Source organism: Chryseobacterium sp. G0201, from assembly GCF_003815655.1.
Lineage (GTDB): Bacteria > Bacteroidota > Bacteroidia > Flavobacteriales > Weeksellaceae > Chryseobacterium.
In genome coordinates, this window is sequence record NZ_CP033917.1 from 357,712 (window position 1) to 376,862 (window position 19,151).

Annotated in this window: 17 protein-coding genes; 1 reads left to right on the plus strand and 16 read right to left on the minus strand. The window is 34.0% G+C overall.

Going from position 1 to position 19,151, the window contains the following annotated elements:
• The first annotated feature begins 64 nt into the window (after positions 1-64).
• Positions 65-205 (plus strand): hypothetical protein, encoded by a 141-nt coding sequence (locus EG348_RS21595; RefSeq protein WP_164463239.1) that lies wholly within the window; start codon positions 65-67, stop codon positions 203-205.
• Between the two features lie 404 nt (positions 206-609).
• Here the strand turns inward: EG348_RS21595 and EG348_RS01570 are convergent, their stop codons facing one another.
• The 16 genes from EG348_RS01570 to EG348_RS01645 all read right to left on the minus strand — a co-directional run bounded on the left by EG348_RS01570 (position 610) and on the right by EG348_RS01645 (position 18,916).
• The gene (locus EG348_RS01570) at positions 610-1,041 is read right to left on the minus strand and encodes an Hsp20/alpha crystallin family protein (protein ID WP_123980062.1); all 432 of its coding nucleotides are present in this window, start codon (positions 1,039-1,041) and stop codon (positions 610-612) included.
• Between the two features lie 85 nt (positions 1,042-1,126).
• Positions 1,127-1,483 (minus strand): hypothetical protein, encoded by a 357-nt coding sequence (locus EG348_RS01575; RefSeq protein ID WP_123980064.1) that lies wholly within the window; start codon positions 1,481-1,483, stop codon positions 1,127-1,129.
• Positions 1,484-1,562: 79 nt separating this feature from the next.
• The gene (locus EG348_RS01580; RefSeq protein ID WP_123980066.1) at positions 1,563-2,615 is read right to left on the minus strand and encodes a response regulator; all 1,053 of its coding nucleotides are present in this window, start codon (positions 2,613-2,615) and stop codon (positions 1,563-1,565) included.
• 5 nt (positions 2,616-2,620) lie between these two features.
• Positions 2,621-3,829, minus strand: a complete 1,209-nt coding sequence (locus EG348_RS01585; protein ID WP_123980068.1) for a PAS domain-containing sensor histidine kinase — start codon at positions 3,827-3,829, stop codon at positions 2,621-2,623.
• A gap of 137 nt (positions 3,830-3,966) precedes the next feature.
• On the minus strand, positions 3,967-4,842 hold the full coding sequence (locus EG348_RS01590) for a universal stress protein (protein WP_123980070.1): 876 nt from the start codon (positions 4,840-4,842) through the stop codon (positions 3,967-3,969).
• 7 nt (positions 4,843-4,849) lie between these two features.
• Entirely contained in the window at positions 4,850-6,223 is a 1,374-nt protein-coding gene (locus tag EG348_RS01595) for a L,D-transpeptidase family protein (protein ID WP_123980072.1), read from the minus strand.
• 301 nt (positions 6,224-6,524) lie between these two features.
• Positions 6,525-9,029, minus strand: a complete 2,505-nt coding sequence (locus tag EG348_RS01600; protein WP_123980074.1) for a cation-translocating P-type ATPase — start codon at positions 9,027-9,029, stop codon at positions 6,525-6,527.
• Positions 9,030-9,565: 536 nt separating this feature from the next.
• A complete protein-coding gene (locus EG348_RS01605) occupies positions 9,566-10,483 on the minus strand; it encodes a hypothetical protein (RefSeq protein WP_123980076.1) in 918 nt (305 codons plus the stop codon).
• A 223-nt stretch (positions 10,484-10,706) separates the two neighbouring features.
• Positions 10,707-11,621: a hypothetical protein gene (locus EG348_RS01610; protein ID WP_123980079.1), complete on the minus strand. Its 915-nt coding sequence runs from the start codon at positions 11,619-11,621 to the stop codon at positions 10,707-10,709.
• A 7-nt stretch (positions 11,622-11,628) separates the two neighbouring features.
• A complete protein-coding gene (locus EG348_RS01615; RefSeq protein WP_123980081.1) occupies positions 11,629-12,549 on the minus strand; it encodes a hypothetical protein in 921 nt (306 codons plus the stop codon).
• Positions 12,550-12,951: 402 nt separating this feature from the next.
• Positions 12,952-14,409: a transcriptional regulator gene (locus EG348_RS01620; protein WP_164463240.1), complete on the minus strand. Its 1,458-nt coding sequence runs from the start codon at positions 14,407-14,409 to the stop codon at positions 12,952-12,954.
• A 444-nt stretch (positions 14,410-14,853) separates the two neighbouring features.
• On the minus strand, positions 14,854-15,246 hold the full coding sequence (locus EG348_RS01625; protein WP_410494144.1) for a DUF6691 family protein: 393 nt from the start codon (positions 15,244-15,246) through the stop codon (positions 14,854-14,856).
• A 99-nt stretch (positions 15,247-15,345) separates the two neighbouring features.
• Positions 15,346-15,909: a YeeE/YedE family protein gene (locus tag EG348_RS01630; RefSeq protein WP_123980087.1), complete on the minus strand. Its 564-nt coding sequence runs from the start codon at positions 15,907-15,909 to the stop codon at positions 15,346-15,348.
• Between the two features lie 15 nt (positions 15,910-15,924).
• Positions 15,925-17,343, minus strand: a complete 1,419-nt coding sequence (locus EG348_RS01635; RefSeq protein ID WP_123980089.1) for an MBL fold metallo-hydrolase — start codon at positions 17,341-17,343, stop codon at positions 15,925-15,927.
• Positions 17,344-17,416: 73 nt separating this feature from the next.
• Positions 17,417-18,211 carry a sulfite exporter TauE/SafE family protein gene (locus EG348_RS01640; RefSeq protein ID WP_123980091.1) on the minus strand — a complete coding sequence of 265 codons (795 nt, stop codon included), beginning with the start codon at positions 18,209-18,211 and terminating at the stop codon, positions 17,417-17,419.
• Positions 18,212-18,283: 72 nt separating this feature from the next.
• Entirely contained in the window at positions 18,284-18,916 is a 633-nt protein-coding gene (locus EG348_RS01645; RefSeq protein ID WP_123980093.1) for a Crp/Fnr family transcriptional regulator, read from the minus strand.
• Positions 18,917-19,151 lie beyond the last annotated feature (235 nt).

Sequence of the window (19,151 nt, forward strand, 5' to 3'; positions counted from 1 at the left end):
TAGATTCATTGCAAGAATGTATACCTAGAGTGGAAAATTTACAGTTCCTGCCAACGGATACTATATGTTCTATCGATCAACACAATTTGATAATGCTGGAGAAACTCTTTGTATGGCTTCCGCAGCAACAGCAGCAGCCGTTAATAGCGATAGTATCTACCAAGTAGTTGATAGTTCTTTTTATGGTTACAAAATCGTTAATTAAATTTTAAACATAATATATAGTTTATTACAATACTGAGATCCCAAGGTTCTAATAACACAATGAAAACAAAAAATATGTAAACCCTCATTTATATGTTTTTAATTAAAAGTAACTATCATAAATTTTGATGGTTATTTTTAATTAAAAAAAATGGCATTTAAAAATATCCATATTGCTTGAAAACTGTAGAGATAATAATTCCAAATAAGTCATATTATGCTAATTTTACAGAATTATCTGCCAATATTTTGAAAAATTCCCCTCTCCTTTTTTTAGGATATTTATGGCAACTCCATTTGAATTTTCACCCTTAATACTTCTTGTGCACACAATCTATTTTGACTGATACTTTGAATAATCTCCTGAATGCGCCATAGAGTTGTATGAATTAATACTGAAAAATTTTAGCGTATTTTGATCTCTTTTACTTCTTTTTTATCCAGATTAGTTTTACTAATAGTAATATTTAATAATCCCCCTTTATAATTGGCTTTTATGTGATCTAAAGTAATATTGTCGGGTAAACGGAAACTGCGGGCAAATGAGGAAGCTGAAAATTCTTTTCTTACATAATTTTCTTTTTCTTCTTTTTTCTCTGCACTGGTTTCAGCACTAATGATCAGTGATCCGTCTTCAACCGCTACTTTGAAATCTTTTTTCTTAAATCCCGGAGCTGAAACTTTCACCTTATAGACACCGTTTTTGTCAATAATGTTAACTGTTGGTTCTAATTTAACCAACTGATTAACACCATCATCATTCTTCCAAAAATCTTCTACCAGAGATTCTAATAATTGAGATTGATCTGATGGATTGGCTTTTTCTAAAGTTTTCATAATACAATTATTTTAAGGTTTATACTCCAAAGGTATAATGTAAATAATTTTTAAATCATGACTGTCGTTGCGTTTTGAAATGATGTTAATCACTTTTTTTCCAGGCATCGAGAATTTCAATTATTGAGGAAATGGCTAATTTTGAGTCTGGAATGATAATATATTTCAATCCGGCATCCTGAATTATTGATACATCCACGGGAACCTGTTCCTGGAAGCTGAATATAAAATATTTGATACCAAAGGATATAAGTTTCAAAATAAGACTATTGGAAACCAGCTTTTCCTGATCAATGATTATGGCAGTATCTTTTGCTTCTGCAAAATGGACTGTCGTTTCACTTAAAGGATCTACTATAATCGTAATTTTATGCTTTTTACGATTAGCCAAAGCAAGAAGCTTTTTATCTTCCTGGCTGATATGATAAACGATGACTTTCATACTGTCTGTTCAATCTTCAAATGTATTGAACAGCATAGAACTTACAAATGCATGAAATCATCATAAAAAGTGATAGAGATTAGTTTTTAAGCTTTTGAAGTCTTAAAACATCAAGTATGGTAATCTTCCCGGCACTTCTATCTATTAAATTTTCTTGTTTAAAATCACTGAGAATTCTGCTTACTGTTTCGATAGCCATTCCAGCCATAGAAGCGAGATTTTCTCTTGAAATTTCAAAATTTTCAGTGTGAGGATGTTTTGTATGAAGTTTAAGTAAAACTTCTGCCATTCTTTTTCTCACAGAAAAATACGCAAGCTGCAATAGCTGCTCTTCATGGGTAATAACATTTTGTGCAAGAATTTTAATAAATTTCTCCGCTACATCAGGATATTTATACAGTAATTGGTCAATTACTTCTCCGGGAACCGAACAAAGTGTAGCATCCTCCAATACCTTAGCCGTCTCTTTATATTCTTTTCCTGCAAATAATGAAGTGAGTCCAAAATATTCTTCCGGACTATAGACTCCTGTCATGAGTTCTTTCCCATCTTCCGTCATTTTTGTTGTTTTCACTGAACCGGATATAATTAAATAGACAGCATTTGCTGCATCACCCTCATAGTATATAATCTGCTTCTTTTTAAAGGACTTCACTTTTCGTTCATCAAAAGCTTTCTTTAGTTCATCAAGTCCGTGTGAACCCTGAAATAAATTTGTCATTTGAGTAAGAATATTGCTGTAAAGGCTTTTCTGACGTTCTTTCTTTTTCAATCGGCTTTCAATAGCACTGAGGAGTTCTATGTCATCAAAAGGTTTGGTAAGATAGTCATCAGCACCCATTTCTATTCCTTTTCGGACTTCTACCCGATCGGTTTTTGCCGTTACAAAAATAAAAGGAATAAGTGCAGTATCCTCTCTCTTGCTTAAAAGATGTAAAACCCCATACCCGTCAAGCTCCGGCATCATAATATCACATAATATCACATCCGGGATATGTTTAATGGCCAGATCTACTCCCTGTTTGCCATTAGAAGCCTGAAATACTTCATAATTGGCAAGCTGAAGAATCTCTGAAGTACTTTCGCGGATATCATCATTATCTTCGATAATCAAGAGGCGTGTTTTTTCCATTGGAACTAAATTGGAGTATTATTAACTGACTTTTTCTGAAATGATAAGGTAAACTCGGTACCTTTACCTGATTTACTTTCAAAAAGGATCCTACCATCCATAAGATTTACATACCGCTGCACAATATTGAGCCCTAACCCAGTTCCGGGAATATTTCCTATATTATGCGCTCTAAAAAATGGCTGAAAAAGACCGGATTGATCTTCTTCAGGTATTCCTATTCCATTATCTTTTACTGAAAACATATATTGATCTTTATTTATTTCTGTAGAGAATTCAATCAACGTATGTTCTCCTGAATATTTTATAGCATTGCTTATTAAATTCATTAAACAATTCCTTAATAAATTTTGATCCAAATTTATTTCACTCTCTGATCCTGTATGCTGATAAATAATAATTTGGTCCTCTTTGGTTATGAGTTGCATTTCTTCCGTAAGTTCTTCTGAAAATTTAACAATATCAAATGAGTCATATTGAGGTTTTACAATCCCTGTATCCAATTTTTCTAAGGAAAGAAAATCATTGAGAATGGAATTCAAACTGGCAATTGCATTTTTTATCTTATGAAGATGTTTTAATATTTGGATATTGTCTGAAGTTTGAAGATATTTTTCAATAAGTACGGCAGAAAGCTGCATAGAACTTAAAGGAGTACGAAATTCGTGCGATGCCATTGAAACAAAACGGCTTTTCATCCGATTGAGTTGTTTCTCTTTTTCCAAGGCCATACTAGCCTCTTCTTTTGCTTTTTCCAATTCATGAAGTATTTTTTTTAGGGATTTTGTTCTATTCTCTACCAATTCTTCCAGCTCGCCGGCGTATTTTTTAAGAGATTCTTCCGCTTCTTTTTCTTTAGAAAGATCGTGTATAAAACCTGTATAGATCACCCTATCCTGATATTGCACTTCGCTTACAGCAAGCCTGAAAGGAAATTGTGTACCATCTTTTCTCAAGCCCCTAACTTCCCTTCCTTTTCCAATGATTTTCTTTTCTCCAGTATCCTGATAATGAATAAGGTAACCATCATGCCTGCCTTTATCGGGTTCCGGCATCAGTACTGAAATATTTTTATCTACTAACTCTTCTTCTTTATACCCAAATATTTTTAGCGCAGAGGGATTCAGACTTTCTATTCTGCCTCTGTTATCAATGGTTATAATACCATCAATCGCTGTTTCTATAATAGCATGCAAAAGTTTAGTATTTTCCATAATCCATATCTTAAACCATTATTTAAAGTTATGAATTTTAGTACACTAAAGGCATCTGAATGTGAAAGAATGTTAAAATATTAAACTTTTATTAATTATTATCAATAAACAATATTTAAAAAAAAATGAAATTTCATTTAAAAAAACAGCTGATCAATTTCCGGAATGATTAATAGTGGAATTTCTAACTCAACAGCCTGTCTTGCAGCATGACTGCTTTTAGTAAATCTTTCGAGAAAACTCCTGTGGTCATGTCCCATTGCCAAAATATCAATCTCTTTATTTTTCAGGATATCTAAACCGTAATCTATATTTTCGCTGTAAATACAGTTATAACAAACTTTACCATCAAGAGCCTTTAAAAAGACTTCTTTTTTATGTTCATAAGAAGTATCCTGAATCACATCATTATTGCTCTGAATAATGTGAGTAATTAAAAGTTCGGCATCAAAGTATTGGGCAAACATAATCAATGATTGAGCTATTTTTATATCTTTTTTATTCAGATCTGTTGCAAAAGCGATCTTTTTTATTCCCTTATATTTATGGTTTTGAGGAATTAGAAGGAGCGGATGTTGTGTATTTTCAATCATTTTAAGACTGTTGCTTCCAAAAATAAACCGGGCAAGCATCCCATCTCCCTGCATCCCCATTACAATAAGCAATGTTTTATTATTGTCTGCTGTATTATTTATTAACTGCACAGCATCACCTCCCTCGCAAGAGTAATATATAGACGGATGATAAGGAAAAGCCTCATCTCCCCATAAAGTTTTCTCTTTATCTTCAAGTACTTTTACCAATTTTTTCATCTCCTTACTGTTTTCATCCTGTAAAGCCGGATATTCATATAAGGCCCACGCAGTCTGTCCAAGCATAGGACTATCAACCGGCAGTGCAAAGGCATGGCACAAATTAATATTACATTTTAGCTCATTAGCCAGATGAAGTGCATACAATGCAGCATTTTTTGCGGGCTTTGAATAGTCTATAGGTACTACAATCGTTCTCATAATTCTATTATTTATCTTGGTTAAATTTATTTTCGAGTGAATCATCAAAATGGTAAATGTCTTTATACAGTACAGGTTTTCCATCTTTTATCAGGCAGGTCAGATAAGTAATAATGATGGGAACCGGTTGCTTTAAAACAAAATCTTTTCTTTGGTACTCAGCCATTGCATTTTCTAAAACAGGAATCTTATGTTCCGAATGATCATATTTTAATATGAGAGATGCGAGCTCTTTGGCATTTTCAACACGAATGCACCCGTGACTCAAAGCTCTATCATCTTTTTTAAACAATTGTTTCTGAGAAGTATCATGAAGATATACTCCATAAGAGTTATCAAATCTAAAAACCACTGCTCCCAGTGCATTATCACATCCGGACGATTGTCTTACACTATATCTGTGAGGATTTTGGCGGATCTCTTTTAGTTTTGACGAAGTTATTTCAACTTCATTACCTTGTTTATTGTAAACTGAATAATGATGATCTTCCAGATACCTGCTGTTTTTTAAAATTTTTGGAAGCATTTCTTTTATAAATATACTTTGGGGAACTCTCCAGTCAGGGGCTGTTGTAAAATAAGTAACACTGCTTTCCAGGACCGGAGTTTTGGTAGTAGGTTTTCCTATAATTACTTTGAAATCAAATACACTGTCTTTCTGGTGAAATTCTAATGTATAGGAAGGAATATTGACTAATATATACGCTTGATCTCTTGTATTGATCCATCGCAGGCGTTCCATATTGATAACAATCTTTTCAATTTCAGGTTGAGGAGCCAAGCAATCGTTTTCTTCATAGAGTCCATTTAAATAATTTTGAAGGTCTGTATAAGCTTTAATCTTAGGCTGAACTTCAAGGATCACCTTAAGAAAATCTGTCTGCTGTTTTGCAAATAGTAATACTTCCTCTGAGCGAAATCCATTAATATCCTTAGTATCAATATATGCCGAGTTGTATGAAGGATTGTATTTTCCAAAATGCAGATTATTAATAAACGTTATTAAGGCATCTGTCATCAGAATATCGAACACAGCTAACTCTTTTTGATTTATTCCTACAGGAGTATCTCTCAATTTTCTTAATTTCTGAAGAGAAATTGCTTCCCAATGATAATCAGATAAAGTGAGTCCGAATCGGTAGGAATACGTCAGTAACAACATTGCTAGTTCAGGTTGATCTGACTTCTGTTTATCATTTATCCAAGCATATTCATAGTCATTTTTGGTATAAAACTGAATGATTGATTTTGGGTAATGCAGCTTAGAGAGAGTAACGCTATCTTTAAGTGAAGAAGCAATCTCATTAGTCATTTTCAAATCCTGAGCCCGGGTGATAATTGCACAGCAAAGAATAATTGTGAAGGTCAAAAAAGCTTTCATGAGTAATAATTTAGCAGTGTAAATTTCCAAATTACTGCCTTGCTAAATAATGACTACTATCACTAAAAATAATGATTCCAGCTATAATTTAAGTTTCATCAAAGCTCTCCAAAAACTTAATATAAAAAGCTTGAATCTTGTATAAAGGGTTGAATTGAAGAACTGACCAACATCACTAGGGTTCCATTAAGATACTTTAGGGTATTCTAAAGAGCCCTTTTTAGTTAAGTTTCATTGTCCTGAATTTATTGCTTTTAAATAATGACTTTGATTATTTAAAAATATGATATTACTAAATATCCTAATTTTTCCTTTTCCTTTTTACATATTTATAAATCTCAAACCATAAAACAGAAAGAGTTGCAATGAAAACAGCCATCCCCAATTCGCTTATACTAAGCGCCGTTACTTTAAAGAATAGAGAAATAGGTTTTACATATAATATGACTAAAAGCATCATCATGACTGAGGCAGAAATGCCAATAAGTAAAGGATTACGGTTTCTAAAACTTTCCAGCACACTATAAAAGAATGACCGGTTGACAAAGCTCAGTAATATATTGGCAAAGATTAAGGTACTGAATACCATTGCCCTTGTCTTTTCTTCACTACCACCCTGCTGAACTGTAAACTGATACGCAAATAGAACTCCTAGGGTGATTATCACCCCTTGTACAATACTGATTCCCAGTTCATTTAAACTTAAAAAAGTGTCTCCAATAGCTCTTGGAGGCTGTTTCATAGTGTTTTTTTCCATTGGTTCATTTTCATAAACAATAGAACAAGTTGGTCCCATGACTAACTCGAGGAATATGATGTGAACGGGGGTAAATATGTGTGGAAATACCCATCCTAAAAATAAAGGTAAAGACACCGTCAGAATAATCGGAATATGGATGGAAATAATATATTGGATCGCCTTTTTAATATTGGTATAAATTCTTCTACCTGCAGCAATTGCAACAATCAGTTTTTCTAAATCATCATTAGTAATTACCAGCGCTGCAGCTGATTTAGCGATTTCGGTTCCTTTATTTCCCATTGCTACACCAATGTGGGCAGCTTTTAATGCTGGGCCATCGTTTACACCATCTCCAAGCATGGCTACCACTTCACCTTTCTTTTTCAGGGCATTTACTACCGCAAGTTTGGCATCTGGAAACATTCTGGTAAACAAAACTGTACGTTCTGAAAGTTCCATTAGCTTTTCTTCAGAATGGACTATAATATTACTACCATTGATTGCAGGAGCATCATTTTTAATTCCAGCCTGAAGCGCAATTGCATTCGTTGTATCTTCATTATCGCCAGTAATGACTTTTACCTTAATTCCTGCATCATAAACACTTTGAAATACCTCTTTTATCCCTTTTTTTGGGGGATCATAAAACACAGTCAGCCCTAAAAATTCAAAATCAAAATTCTGTTGGCTTTTTGGAAAGCTGTTTCCATCAAAATGGGACTTAGCAACTCCCAAAACACGATAACCTTGCTGTCCAAATGTTTTGACAATATCTCTTATCTTATTTTTTTCCGCCTCTGAAAGATTAGAAACGCTAAGAATAGCTTCGGGAGCTCCTTTAGTAGCGATGATTCTGTCTTTATTTGTATTTTCAAAAAGATGGGTCATCATTGGAGGCTTCCCTTCAAGCGGATATTCATGAAACATCCTGTATTCTTTTCTTATATCATTGTTTTGAGTCTGTTCATACGTTTTGTGTAAAGTGATTTCCATAGGGTCAAAAGGGACTGGCTCACTGCTCCACATTGCATAATCAATCAGTTCTTTCAATTCGTCAGACTCAAATTCCTTTTCTTCATAAATCCTGTCGGAATGGTAATCATACAAATGTTGAAGCTTCATTGAGTTCTCAGTAATGGTTCCTGTTTTATCGGTACAGATAACCGTCGTACTTCCCAGGGTTTCTACAATACTGCTCCGCTTAATAATAATTCCCTGACGCATCAGTTTCCACGCACCCAAAGCCATAAAAGTTGTAAAGGCTACAGGAATTTCTTCAGGCAATACTGACATTGCCAGTGTTAATCCACTAAGTAGACTCGTAACCAGATCTCCGGTTTTAATATAGCTGAAGATGCAAACCATCAAAAAAATAACGATACCGATAACTGCCATCCATTGTACAAACTTCCGAATCTGGATCTGCAATGGCGAAATTTCTTCTTTTATATTCAGTATTGATTCTCCAATTTTACCAACACGTGTTTCTTTTCCTATTTTATCTACTTTAAAAACAGCCAACCCCGAAACCGTAACTGTTCCGCTATAAACAAGATTATCCTCAGATTTGTTATCTTTAAAAACTGAAAAACTTTCGCCGGTAAGAGAAGATTCATTCACGGAAAAATCATTACTGTGTACAATTACTCCATCAGCATTGATAATCCTTCCTTCCTCGGTGATGCATAAATCACCTACAACAATTTCATGTGTCGGAATTTCTACTGCCTTTGAGTTTCTGATAACCGTACTTAAAGGTTCGTTGAGTTTCTCAAGTTCCTCTAAAGCTTTCTTACTGCGGTTATCCTGATAAAAAGAAATAGCTGTCACCGCCAAAATTGCTACAAACATAAAAGCAGCCTCACCATAATCTCCCACAATCACATAAATGAGGGAAATAATGATAAGCAAAATAAGCATAGGTTCTTTTAAAATATCAATAAGCAAATCAAACCATGTATTCTTACGTATATTCTCCAAGCGATTATATCCATATTGTTTTCTGGAAGTTTCTACTTCATCTTTTGTAAGACCTCTAAGACCTTCAGGTAAGTTGTAAGACATATCAAATAAATAGGTTATCTAAAAATAAACAATTATTTATATACAAATTGAATTTCCATGCCTGACCAGTATCAGGTTTCATCGTGATACTGATCATAGTATATTCTGGAACGTTTCCGGAATTTTGAATGATCAATTAAGATATAATGAAAACAAATGCCGAACTACAAAAAAAGGTTCTCTTCTGCTTTTCTAAATAATAAAGACCTTCATTATAAGTTCCAACCTCAAGTAAAACTTTAGCAATATAAATACAGCTAGTCACTTTTCCTTTTAAATAATTGTTTTTTTCAAAGATCTTGAGGGTGTTGTTTGCTTTTTTCGGTGATTCACTAAACTTTATTTCTTTAAAGTTTTTGAAGAAATTTTCAAGTATTAAGTCTATTTATTTCTCATTATTTGCTTTCGCATGAAAAAATGATATATTTATAAAAATAATATATATACAACTTCATATTTTATATGAATAAAAGTATTATTGGCTACCTCAATATTTTTCACCCTGAAAATCTAATCCCAAGTTGAAAGAAGATTCATTAAGGTACAGATAACTGCTGCATTGAAAAATTCCTATTTTCTATCAGTGAATTTGGTACTGCTATCCGAACACTTGTTGTAGGAAAATCTCCCGCGCCATAGTTCATTGTTAAATAAACACGGTCTCCCGCATTCAAATGGACGATGCAATTAACATTAATCGGTGTATTACCCAGCTGAGCGATAACATCCATAATGTTTCCTCTGTTTCCACCTATTATATTAGAGATTGCCGTACCATTTTTGGTGATATTGAGGTTAATTCCGGTCCACTGGGAAGTACCGGATAAGGCTCCCACACTACCGAAATAGGCATAGCCTTCTATTTTGTAAACACCTGATTCCAATATCTGCCAGTAATCCCCTGCATCATTCCATGTTACTGATCCGCCCTGATTGACAATCATATCACCTAATGCAAAAGGAACAATCTGGGGGATGCTGTTATTAAAATTTGTGAAAGCAGTTCCAGTGTATGTTACCTGGTCAGTAGCTCCAAGTGCAGCAATAGTTGATGTGGTTTTATCAATAAAGGTAGATAATTCCCAGGTTGTTCCAGAAACAGTACCTCGGCTAATCAACATAGCATATCCAGCTGGATTTAGTTTAAAATTAGCCACTCCAGAACCTGTCTGGTTATCAATAAGCTCTGTCCCGTTGGCTGCGATAGTAAGCTGTGCACTGCCGGTATTTTTAATGTAATAGACCCTTCCTTGTATATTTCCGGCTGCCGGTGCAGCAGCAGTGGCAGCAGGCAAGGTAAATGTAGCGGCTGTACTTCCGTTAAATGCCATGTAATAATCGCTAGCTCCTAATGTCGTCGATGCAGAAGACAATTTATACTGTCCTGCAAAAGATCCATTGACAGTAAGTGTACTTCTTGGTATAGTAGTATTTATTCCAACTTGCGCATGCAATAATGCAGTAAATACGAATGGACTTAAGTAAAGTAATGACTTTTTCATTTTTTTTAATTTTTGTGTGTTTAGAATATTAAATGCCTGAATTGAAAAAATTAATCTTGTGTTATTTTTGAAACTCTTCAATATTACTCTGTTTAAGAAAAAGAGTAGCAGGAGTTTTTAAAGGAATATTTTGGTTTATATTGTTTTTAGAACCTTATTAAGGTATTTGCCTATTTTAAAGTTTGGTCACAATTAGGTAACCGTAATTATCACTTCCATTGGGTTGATTCATAAAACATGACTGGGTACTGTAGCTGTCTCCTCCTGCATAGTTAACAAATAAGGCCACTTTTTCATTCGCAGCAGTACTTTGATAAGCTACAACAAGCTTTTGTGGATTTGCATAAGCATAACTACTAGTATTAATTCCTCCCGACGCATTTCTTCGGGCTATTGCATAATCCCTGGAAATTGTATTAGTAGAATAAACAGAACTTCCGCTACCAGCAGTTGCAAATAGTGTATTTATAGCAATTTGCCCGGTATTGGAAGATGTTGTTGATAACCCATTACAGTATGCGGTTTGATACATCTCAAAAAGATAAACACCAAGTTCAGGGATTGTTAAATAGCTTATATTACTTACAGACTGTGCATTGACAGTTCCTGAGGTATCTGTTCCGAATCCAAAACCCACTGTATTGCCTTGGACATCTGTCCCGGCCGGAAAAGGTATATTGGTGTAAACATTGGTATTGTAAAGCGAAAAATTACCGAAAGACAAACTCCGTTTAAAATAAAAGTATTGAGTTGATGTAGGTTTAACTTTAGCTGCTCCCGCATCATCAACGGCCAGCGGACTATATGGAGATGACAAAACAGGTAAATTTTCGTGCTTTATATCGGTTTTTACATGCAATAAATCAGTAGGTGAAGAAGTTCCTATATTAATACCGGTATTTCCGTTATTGTGAATTTTGAATAATTCCGAATTATCTGAATTATTAATTCTTAAAGCTTTAGTACCCAACGTATTTCCATTTGAAACAATATCTAAAGCCGCTGAAGGATTACCTATATTAATCCCCATTTGTCCCCACGCCTCAGTACAAACTGAAATGAGAGCTATAAAAAATATTCTTTTCATCATTATTGAATCATAATTTAGAAATATTCATTGTTATTTTATTGGATAAGCCGGCAGGTGTGGCTAATGAGCAAACATTTGAAGTAAAAGTATCTCCAAAACCATAATTTACAAAAAGTGCTATTTTTTCGTTTGCTGCCGTTGTTTCAAATACTAAAAAAACAGTGTGGGGAATTGCAAAATTGTAAGGACCAGCAATTACAGTACCTGTGTCATTTCTTCTGGGTAAACCATTATAGCGTACGACTGCCTGCCTGTTGTAACTGGTACTTGCAGAATTTGCCTTGAATAAAGCCGTTCCTATTCCCAGCATGTTACTTGATGAGTCTGCAGGGCTTCCGGTACAGGAAGTATAATAATTTAAATTTATTTTGTAAATACCAGGATCCGGAAATGAGATATACCTTACATTTGAGGATGAAATGGCAGTACTGTTTACATTTAAAGTAGCTGAAGTATCGGTACCAAATCCAGCAATGATGGTATTAGTAACAGATTGGGCAGAAGTAAGTGGAATACTGGTATAAACTCCCGTATCTGAAAGTGGAAAACTAGATGTTGTAACGGTTGATGCCATCTCCATATAAAGATATTTGGTAGGTTCCGGGACATATGTCCCAACTGTTCCATCACTCTTTATAGCCAGAGGAGATACACTTCCGGAAACAACGGGAAGATTCTCATACCTTATACTTCCGTTAGTATGCAGCTTTGCCGTGGGATTAGTAATATTGACTCCAACATTTCCGTTGTCAAGAACAGTAAAAATTTCTGCTCCACTGGAGTTGTTTACTTCAAGTGCTTTAGTTGCATTTGTGTTTCCTTTAGATTTAATATCTAAAGTAGCTGTGGGATTAATTTCATTAATACCTACTTGCGCAAGTACAAATACTGACATCAGTACACTTGTAAAAAATATTATTTTTTTCATTCTATGCTGTTTTTAGGGTTAGTAAAAATAAGGGTGACATTCTAGAAAATAAACAGTATGGTCTAAATTCTATCGTATAAAATATCTTTTATGCGACATATATCGAAGACAGAAAACATACCTTCGTTCATAAGATAAATGACCGGGATACAGTAAAATTTTTTTTTTTCATCGCATTACATAATAAGTTAGTGTTTATCAAATTTTATAACAAATAGCTGTTCTGAATGAACGTAAATAGAATGCTGTTTGCTTAAAATTCTCGTAACAAATCTATAATAATGCTTTAAAAAAATTCACACTGCATTTGCACTGCACTATGTAACAAATTAATTAACAGTGTTTTAAAATAACATCTCTTTGTTTGAGTTTTTAATATTTTAGTTTAAATAAAAGAATTCATTAGTGTTCCATAACCCATTTATTAAAATCTATATCTCCGGAAAGGTTTAACTTTTTCCGTAATCGATATTTTTTCGATTCAACAGTCCTTAATGAAATATGGTCATACTCCGCTATTTCTTTATTAGAAAAGTTTAATTTTATAAAAGCACATAATCTCATATCATTTAAGGTCAGATTATGATATTTTGAAGTAAGATTATGATAAAATTCTGGATGTAATTCTTTAAACCTGTTCATGAAAGAAGGATCAGAATTTCTAGCAAGATGAATCAACTCTTCATATGTATTATCCAATTTTCGTTTAAATTCTTCTACCTTCTGGCTTATTAAATCATCTTTTAGTTTCTGCCGGGTTTTATACCTATTATAAATAAGGTAAATTACAATACCGCTGATAAAAATAATAGTGAAAATAATGTAATAAAGATTACGATGAGCTCTTTTCTCATTTTCTTCCTGCTCAGTAAGCATTTTTTCGATAACAGTATTAACTGCTGCATCCTTTTCTTTTTGTAAACTATCATTCAATTTAGAATATTTTGATAAATATTCATTTTCCATATCAAGGTCATTAAGTCCCTTATATGCTTCCGCAATTAATTTATAGGATTCTAATTCTCTTCTTCTTAGCTTGGCTTTTTGAGTAATTTTTAAAGAATTCAAGAGATAGTCCAGAGCTTTACCATAATTCCGTTTCTCTATGTTTAATCTGCCAAAAGCCCGCAAAACATTGGCTTTACCCTCAAGAGGAATCTGCTTTGTGAACAGTAAATTGTTAGCCTTATTAATGTAATATTCCGCAGAATCAATATTATGGTCTTTGTAATGCCTTTCTGCAATAGTAATGTATAGCATAGGCATTGGAGACCTCATGCACTTATGTTCAGTACTATATACAGAATCCATCATACCCAGAAATTCAAAACTTGATCTTTTCCAGTCATAAATAGAATAAAGTCTTTTTTCCCGTTCTTTCGTGTTTTTGATTTTTTTTGCAAACTCCAAAGCGATATCAAAGTACTTGATGGAATGTTCATATAATCCCAATGAATAATAGTTTTGACCATAAGTATTATGTAAATACGCCTGCAGCCCGTCATCCTCATTTTTACTAAGCTTCATTGAAGCTATTTCAATAAATTTCAAACTTTCCTGGTTTCTTTTCATTGCATTAAGAACATTGGCAATATTGATATACCCCCTTATTTCACCCTTACTATAGTCTATGTTTTTACTTTTTTCAATAAATTCTCTCTCTTGCACAACCACTCCATTGAAATTACCTGCCCTTAACAGCCTATTAAAGGTATTGATTTGCATACTATCAATTTCATTGACTGTGGATTGGGCTTTAAATTCAAAAACAAAAAAAAGCAGAATAGAAAGAAGTACTTTGTCTAAATTTATTTTTTTAATGATTGAGCGATCTATCTTTTTGAGTAGACGTTGTTTCATAAACATTACATTTTTAAAAGGAGCAGACATATAATGAAATATGTAAATCTACTTAATTAATATGTAAATAAAATACAATGAAAATAGTTTTTTAATTAATTATTTACAACAATACATACGTATATGTAAATATAAATCACCACAATTATAAAGCTGCATAAAATGAAAGATATTTAGCAGATCATTCTCTTCATATTATTCATTAATACAATCTAAAAGTGAATATTTAATGAGTCTAATGAGTAATTAATAGGTTTTTGTATCTTCTTTATTACTGTTCCTCTTTCAATCTCTTAGTCCTTATCAAATATCAAATTTTCTATTTATAGAAGTTTGTCTGTTTGGTTACCACATCCGAATGACTCTGCAACTACATGAAGTAGACATTTATTCTCTAGTTTCTACTTCATATAGTTGCAGAATTTTCAAACGACATTCTAGAAATCAATGCGGCAGCTTATCTCTGAAATATCCGTACGCCCAGGTTCCGAAAACAGCACTCATCAAAGTAATAATAACAGCAAAAGCTCCTGTTCCGATCTGTGCAAAAAGAGGTCCCGGACAAGCTCCTGTAATGGCCCAGCCAAATCCGAAGATTAAACCTCCGTAAATTTGTCCTTTGTTAAAAGTTTTAGGAGCAATTGAAATTTTTTCTCCATAAATGGTTTTTATTTTGAATTTTTTAATCAGCCAGACAGAAATCATTCCCGTTAGAACTGCACTTCCAATCACTCCGTACATATGAAATGATTGAAAACGGAACATCTCCTGAATTCTGAACCAGCTGATGATCTCGGCTTTTACAAACACGATTCCGAATAAAATTCCTACGATCATGTATTTCAGATTGTGAAGCCATTCGATTCTATGGGTTTCGTTTGTACAAAAATTGTCTTTATTCTGTGTATCTTTTTGTTTTGTCATTGTTGCATCAGTTTAATGTGAAAGAATAATCGGCAGAATGACATTAGCCATTAAAAAACCACCGATCATAAAACAAATTGTTGCCACCAAAGACGGCCATTGAAGATTGGAAAGTCCCATGATAGCGTGTCCACTTGTACATCCTCCTGCATAACGGGTTCCAAAACCGACCAAAAATCCGCCGCCGACCATTGTGATGATACCTTTTAAGGTTAATAGGCTTTTAAAATTCATTAATTGAACAGGAACAAGGTTGCTGTAATCTGTAATTCCATAGGCTGCCAATTCGGTTTTAAGATTTGGACTAACTGCAATTTCTCCCGGATTCATCAGAAAATGGGCCGCAATCATTCCGCCAAAGAAAATTCCGAGGACAAAAAATAAGTTCCATGATTCTTTTTTCCAGTCATATTTGAAAAAATCGATATTAGCCGGAATACATGCTGCGCAGATATGCCGTAATGATGAGCTTATCCCAAAAGATTTATTACCTAAAATCAATAGTATAGGAACGGTAAGACCGATGAGCGGACCTGCAATATACCACGGCCAAGGTTCTTTTATAACATCTAACATTGATTAATTTTTTATTTAAATTGAATTTAACATTTTACTTTGGCAAACAAAATCACTTTTGGGAACACCGGTTTGTAAGATGGCATTAAAGCCTCCTTCAATTTCGGTAAAATTTCTGAAACCTCTTGCCTGAAGAATACTTGCCGCCATCATGCTTCTGTAGCCTCCAGCACAGTGAAGGTAAAAATGTTCCGTCGATTCAATATGGCTAATCCATTCATTGATATAAGCTAAAGGCTTATTGTAGGATTCATCCACGTGCTCTGCCTGGTATTCGCTTTCTTTTCTTACGTCTATCGTTATTACATTTTTATCCTTGATTTCATTTTCAAACTGCTGCGCGGAAATTCTATTTACAGTATCAGTTTCTTTTCCGTTGTTTTTCCAGGCTTTAAAACCGCCATTCAGAAAACCTAAAACATTGTCGAAACCTACTCTACTCAATCTTGTAACCGTTTCTTCCTCGTTGTTTTCATCGGTAATTAATAAAATTGATTGTTTTACATCTACAATCAAAGCTCCGACCCAAGGTGCAAAATCTCCGTCTAGTCCGATATTAATGGATTGAGGAACAAAACCTTTAGCAAACTCGTCATTATTTCTCACATCCAGAATTAAAGCTCCTGAATGTTCTGCTATTTCCTCAAATTCATCAGGAGAAAAAGAACGAAGACCTTTAGATAGCACTTCATCAAAACTATCGTACCCTTTTTTATTCATCGCTACATTCATCCCGAAATAAGCTGGCGGAGTAAGAAGTCCATCTGTAACGGCTTTTATAAAGCTTTCTTTATCTTTTTGGTTGAGCGCATAATTGCTCTTCTTTTGATTTCCTAATGTGTCTACTGTTTCTTTTTGCATATTTTTTCCGCAGGCAGAACCAGCTCCGTGAGCCGGATAAACAATAATTTCATCGCCCAGAGGCATAATTTTTTGGTATAAACTATCGTAAAGAAGTCCTGCCAACTCTTCCTGAGTCATGCTTGCAGCCTTCTGAGCCAAGTCAGGACGACCAACATCTCCCAAAAATAAAGTGTCACCGCTAAAAAGTGCTTTTTCCTTCCCATTTTCATCGATTAATAAAAACGACGAACTTTCCATCGTGTGTCCAGGCGTATGAAGAACTTTAATTTTGATTTTTCCGATTTCAAAGATTTCTCCGTCTTTAGCAATGATAGCTTCAAACTCAGGATTTGCCGTTGGTCCATACACGATTGACGCATTGGTTTTTTTGCTCAGATCTACGTGACCGCTTATAAAATCTGCATGGAAATGGGTTTCAAAAATATATTTTAATTTTACACCATCTTTTTCGAGTCTTTCAATATACGGCTGGGTTTCTCTGATAGGATCAATGATTGCTGCTTCATTTTGAGAAACGATATAATAAGCTCCCTGAGCCAAACATCCTGTATAAATTTGTTCTATTTTCATTTTATTATTTTATATACTGCAAATTTCTATTTTTCATTTTCCTACTACAGCCACTTTTGTTACATAAGAATTGTTAAAGAAAAAGTTCCTTAATGATAATATAAATTCCCATCACCAGAATAAACCATCCGAACCCAGGTTTTAGTTTTTTGCCATCAATTTTTTTGGATAATTGTGCTCCAATGAGGATGCCAGTAATTGCAATTGCAGAGACTGTTCCCAAAAAACTCCATTCGATTTTAAGATGATTCATTGATGAAAAAAATCCGATCAGCGAATTCAAAGAAATAATGACTAGAGAAGTTCCGATAGCAACTTTCATAGGCGTTTTTAACAGATTGACCAATGCTGGAATAATCATAAATCCGCCTCCTGCACCTACCAAACCAGTCAGAATACCAACAATTGAGCCTTCTCCTGCGGCCAAAAGTATTTTGCTTTTTTCAGAATGAACGGTTTCAGTTTTCAATTCTAAACTTTTCTGTATCATTTTATAGGAAGAGACCAACATTAAACCGGCAAAGATTAAGAGTAAAAACATATCTTTGGTAATCACCAAATTGTTGATGTGAAATACTTCGTCAGGAATTAAAGGTAAAAGGTAATTCCGTGTCAGAAAAATGGAAATAATGGACGGGATTCCGAAAACTAAAGCTGTTTTCAGATCAACCAGACCTTTTTTAAAATAAGAAAAAGAACCTACCAAACTGCTGATTCCGACGATGAAAAGGGAATATTCTGTAGCGAGAAAAGCGTCAATACCAAACAAATATACCAGAACAGGAACGGTAAGAATACTGCCGCCACCACCTATTAATCCTAAAGAAATACCTATAAAAACCGATGCTACATATCCAAAAATTTCCATTTTTCAACTTTTATGAAGCAAAAATGGATATATCCGGTAATCTGTACCGCTACTTTTGTTACACAACAAAAGTTAAATAGAATCGGAAAGGGTGATCTTGTTTCTTCCAAGTTTTAGTTTTCCGGAATCTTCCAACTGTTTCAGAAGTCTTGACACTACCACTCTAACTGTACCAAGCTCATTGGCAAGTTGCTCGTGAGTAATGATGATGATCTTTGAATCAGACAGTTTTGATTTTTTATGAAGCAAATGTAATAATCTTTCATCCACTTTTTTGAAGGCAATAGCATTGATAATATCCAGCAATTCTTCAAAACGTTTATGATAAAGCCTAAAAATATAATCCAACCATTCAGGATACTCTTTGATGAAAAGCGAAACTTTTTCCACAGGTAAAAAAAGAATCTCGGACTCTTCTTCTACCTCGGCTTTTACAATGCTTTTTTCATTGTGCATTCCACCAAGGAACGACATAATACAGCTTTCACCTGCTTTTATATAATATAGTAAAATCTCGCGTCCGTCTTCTTCCGTTCTGATGACTTTTAGCAATCCCTTCATCACAATCGGAATGGAACGGATGGATGCATTTTCATCCAAAATGATGTCCCCCTCCTGATACGTTTTCCTGATACCGTTTTGGTAAAGCTTATCGATTAATTCTTGAGAAGAATTGAATTCGGAAGATAATATAGTATGTTCCATTGAAGCAGAATATACAACGAATCTACACTTATTTGTCGAATTGTTATATATGATTTTTAAAGATTTCCTAAACTATTTGAGTTTTATAATATACTCGAACTATTTTCACACCTCCAAATTCAGTTTAAGAAAATCCCTTATATTGCACTGATCGGAATCAGATGGAATCAATAATCTGTCAAGTTTTCTTGTTTCTCCCATATTACGCTAAGCACCTATATTTGAAAGATATATG

Bases quoted from the DNA above. Each gene is read 5' to 3' on its own strand.
- EG348_RS21595 (WP_164463239.1), top strand. From the start codon at position 65: ATGTTCTATCGATCAACACAATTTGATAATGCTGGAGAAACTCTTTGT.
- EG348_RS01570 (WP_123980062.1), bottom strand. From the start codon at position 1,041: ATGAAAACTTTAGAAAAAGCCAATCCATCAGATCAATCTCAATTATTA.
- EG348_RS01575 (WP_123980064.1), bottom strand. From the start codon at position 1,483: ATGAAAGTCATCGTTTATCATATCAGCCAGGAAGATAAAAAGCTTCTT.
- EG348_RS01580 (WP_123980066.1), bottom strand. From the start codon at position 2,615: ATGGAAAAAACACGCCTCTTGATTATCGAAGATAATGATGATATCCGC.
- EG348_RS01585 (WP_123980068.1), bottom strand. From the start codon at position 3,829: ATGGAAAATACTAAACTTTTGCATGCTATTATAGAAACAGCGATTGAT.
- EG348_RS01590 (WP_123980070.1), bottom strand. From the start codon at position 4,842: ATGAGAACGATTGTAGTACCTATAGACTATTCAAAGCCCGCAAAAAAT.
- EG348_RS01595 (WP_123980072.1), bottom strand. From the start codon at position 6,223: ATGAAAGCTTTTTTGACCTTCACAATTATTCTTTGCTGTGCAATTATC.
- EG348_RS01600 (WP_123980074.1), bottom strand. From the start codon at position 9,029: ATGTCTTACAACTTACCTGAAGGTCTTAGAGGTCTTACAAAAGATGAA.
- EG348_RS01610 (WP_123980079.1), bottom strand. From the start codon at position 11,621: ATGATGAAAAGAATATTTTTTATAGCTCTCATTTCAGTTTGTACTGAG.
- EG348_RS01615 (WP_123980081.1), bottom strand. From the start codon at position 12,549: ATGAAAAAAATAATATTTTTTACAAGTGTACTGATGTCAGTATTTGTA.
- EG348_RS01620 (WP_164463240.1), bottom strand. From the start codon at position 14,409: ATGAAACAACGTCTACTCAAAAAGATAGATCGCTCAATCATTAAAAAA.
- EG348_RS01625 (WP_410494144.1), bottom strand. From the start codon at position 15,246: ATGATCGTAGGAATTTTATTCGGAATCGTGTTTGTAAAAGCCGAGATC.
- EG348_RS01630 (WP_123980087.1), bottom strand. From the start codon at position 15,909: ATGTTAGATGTTATAAAAGAACCTTGGCCGTGGTATATTGCAGGTCCG.
- EG348_RS01635 (WP_123980089.1), bottom strand. From the start codon at position 17,343: ATGAAAATAGAACAAATTTATACAGGATGTTTGGCTCAGGGAGCTTAT.
- EG348_RS01640 (WP_123980091.1), bottom strand. From the start codon at position 18,211: ATGGAAATTTTTGGATATGTAGCATCGGTTTTTATAGGTATTTCTTTA.
- EG348_RS01645 (WP_123980093.1), bottom strand. From the start codon at position 18,916: ATGGAACATACTATATTATCTTCCGAATTCAATTCTTCTCAAGAATTA.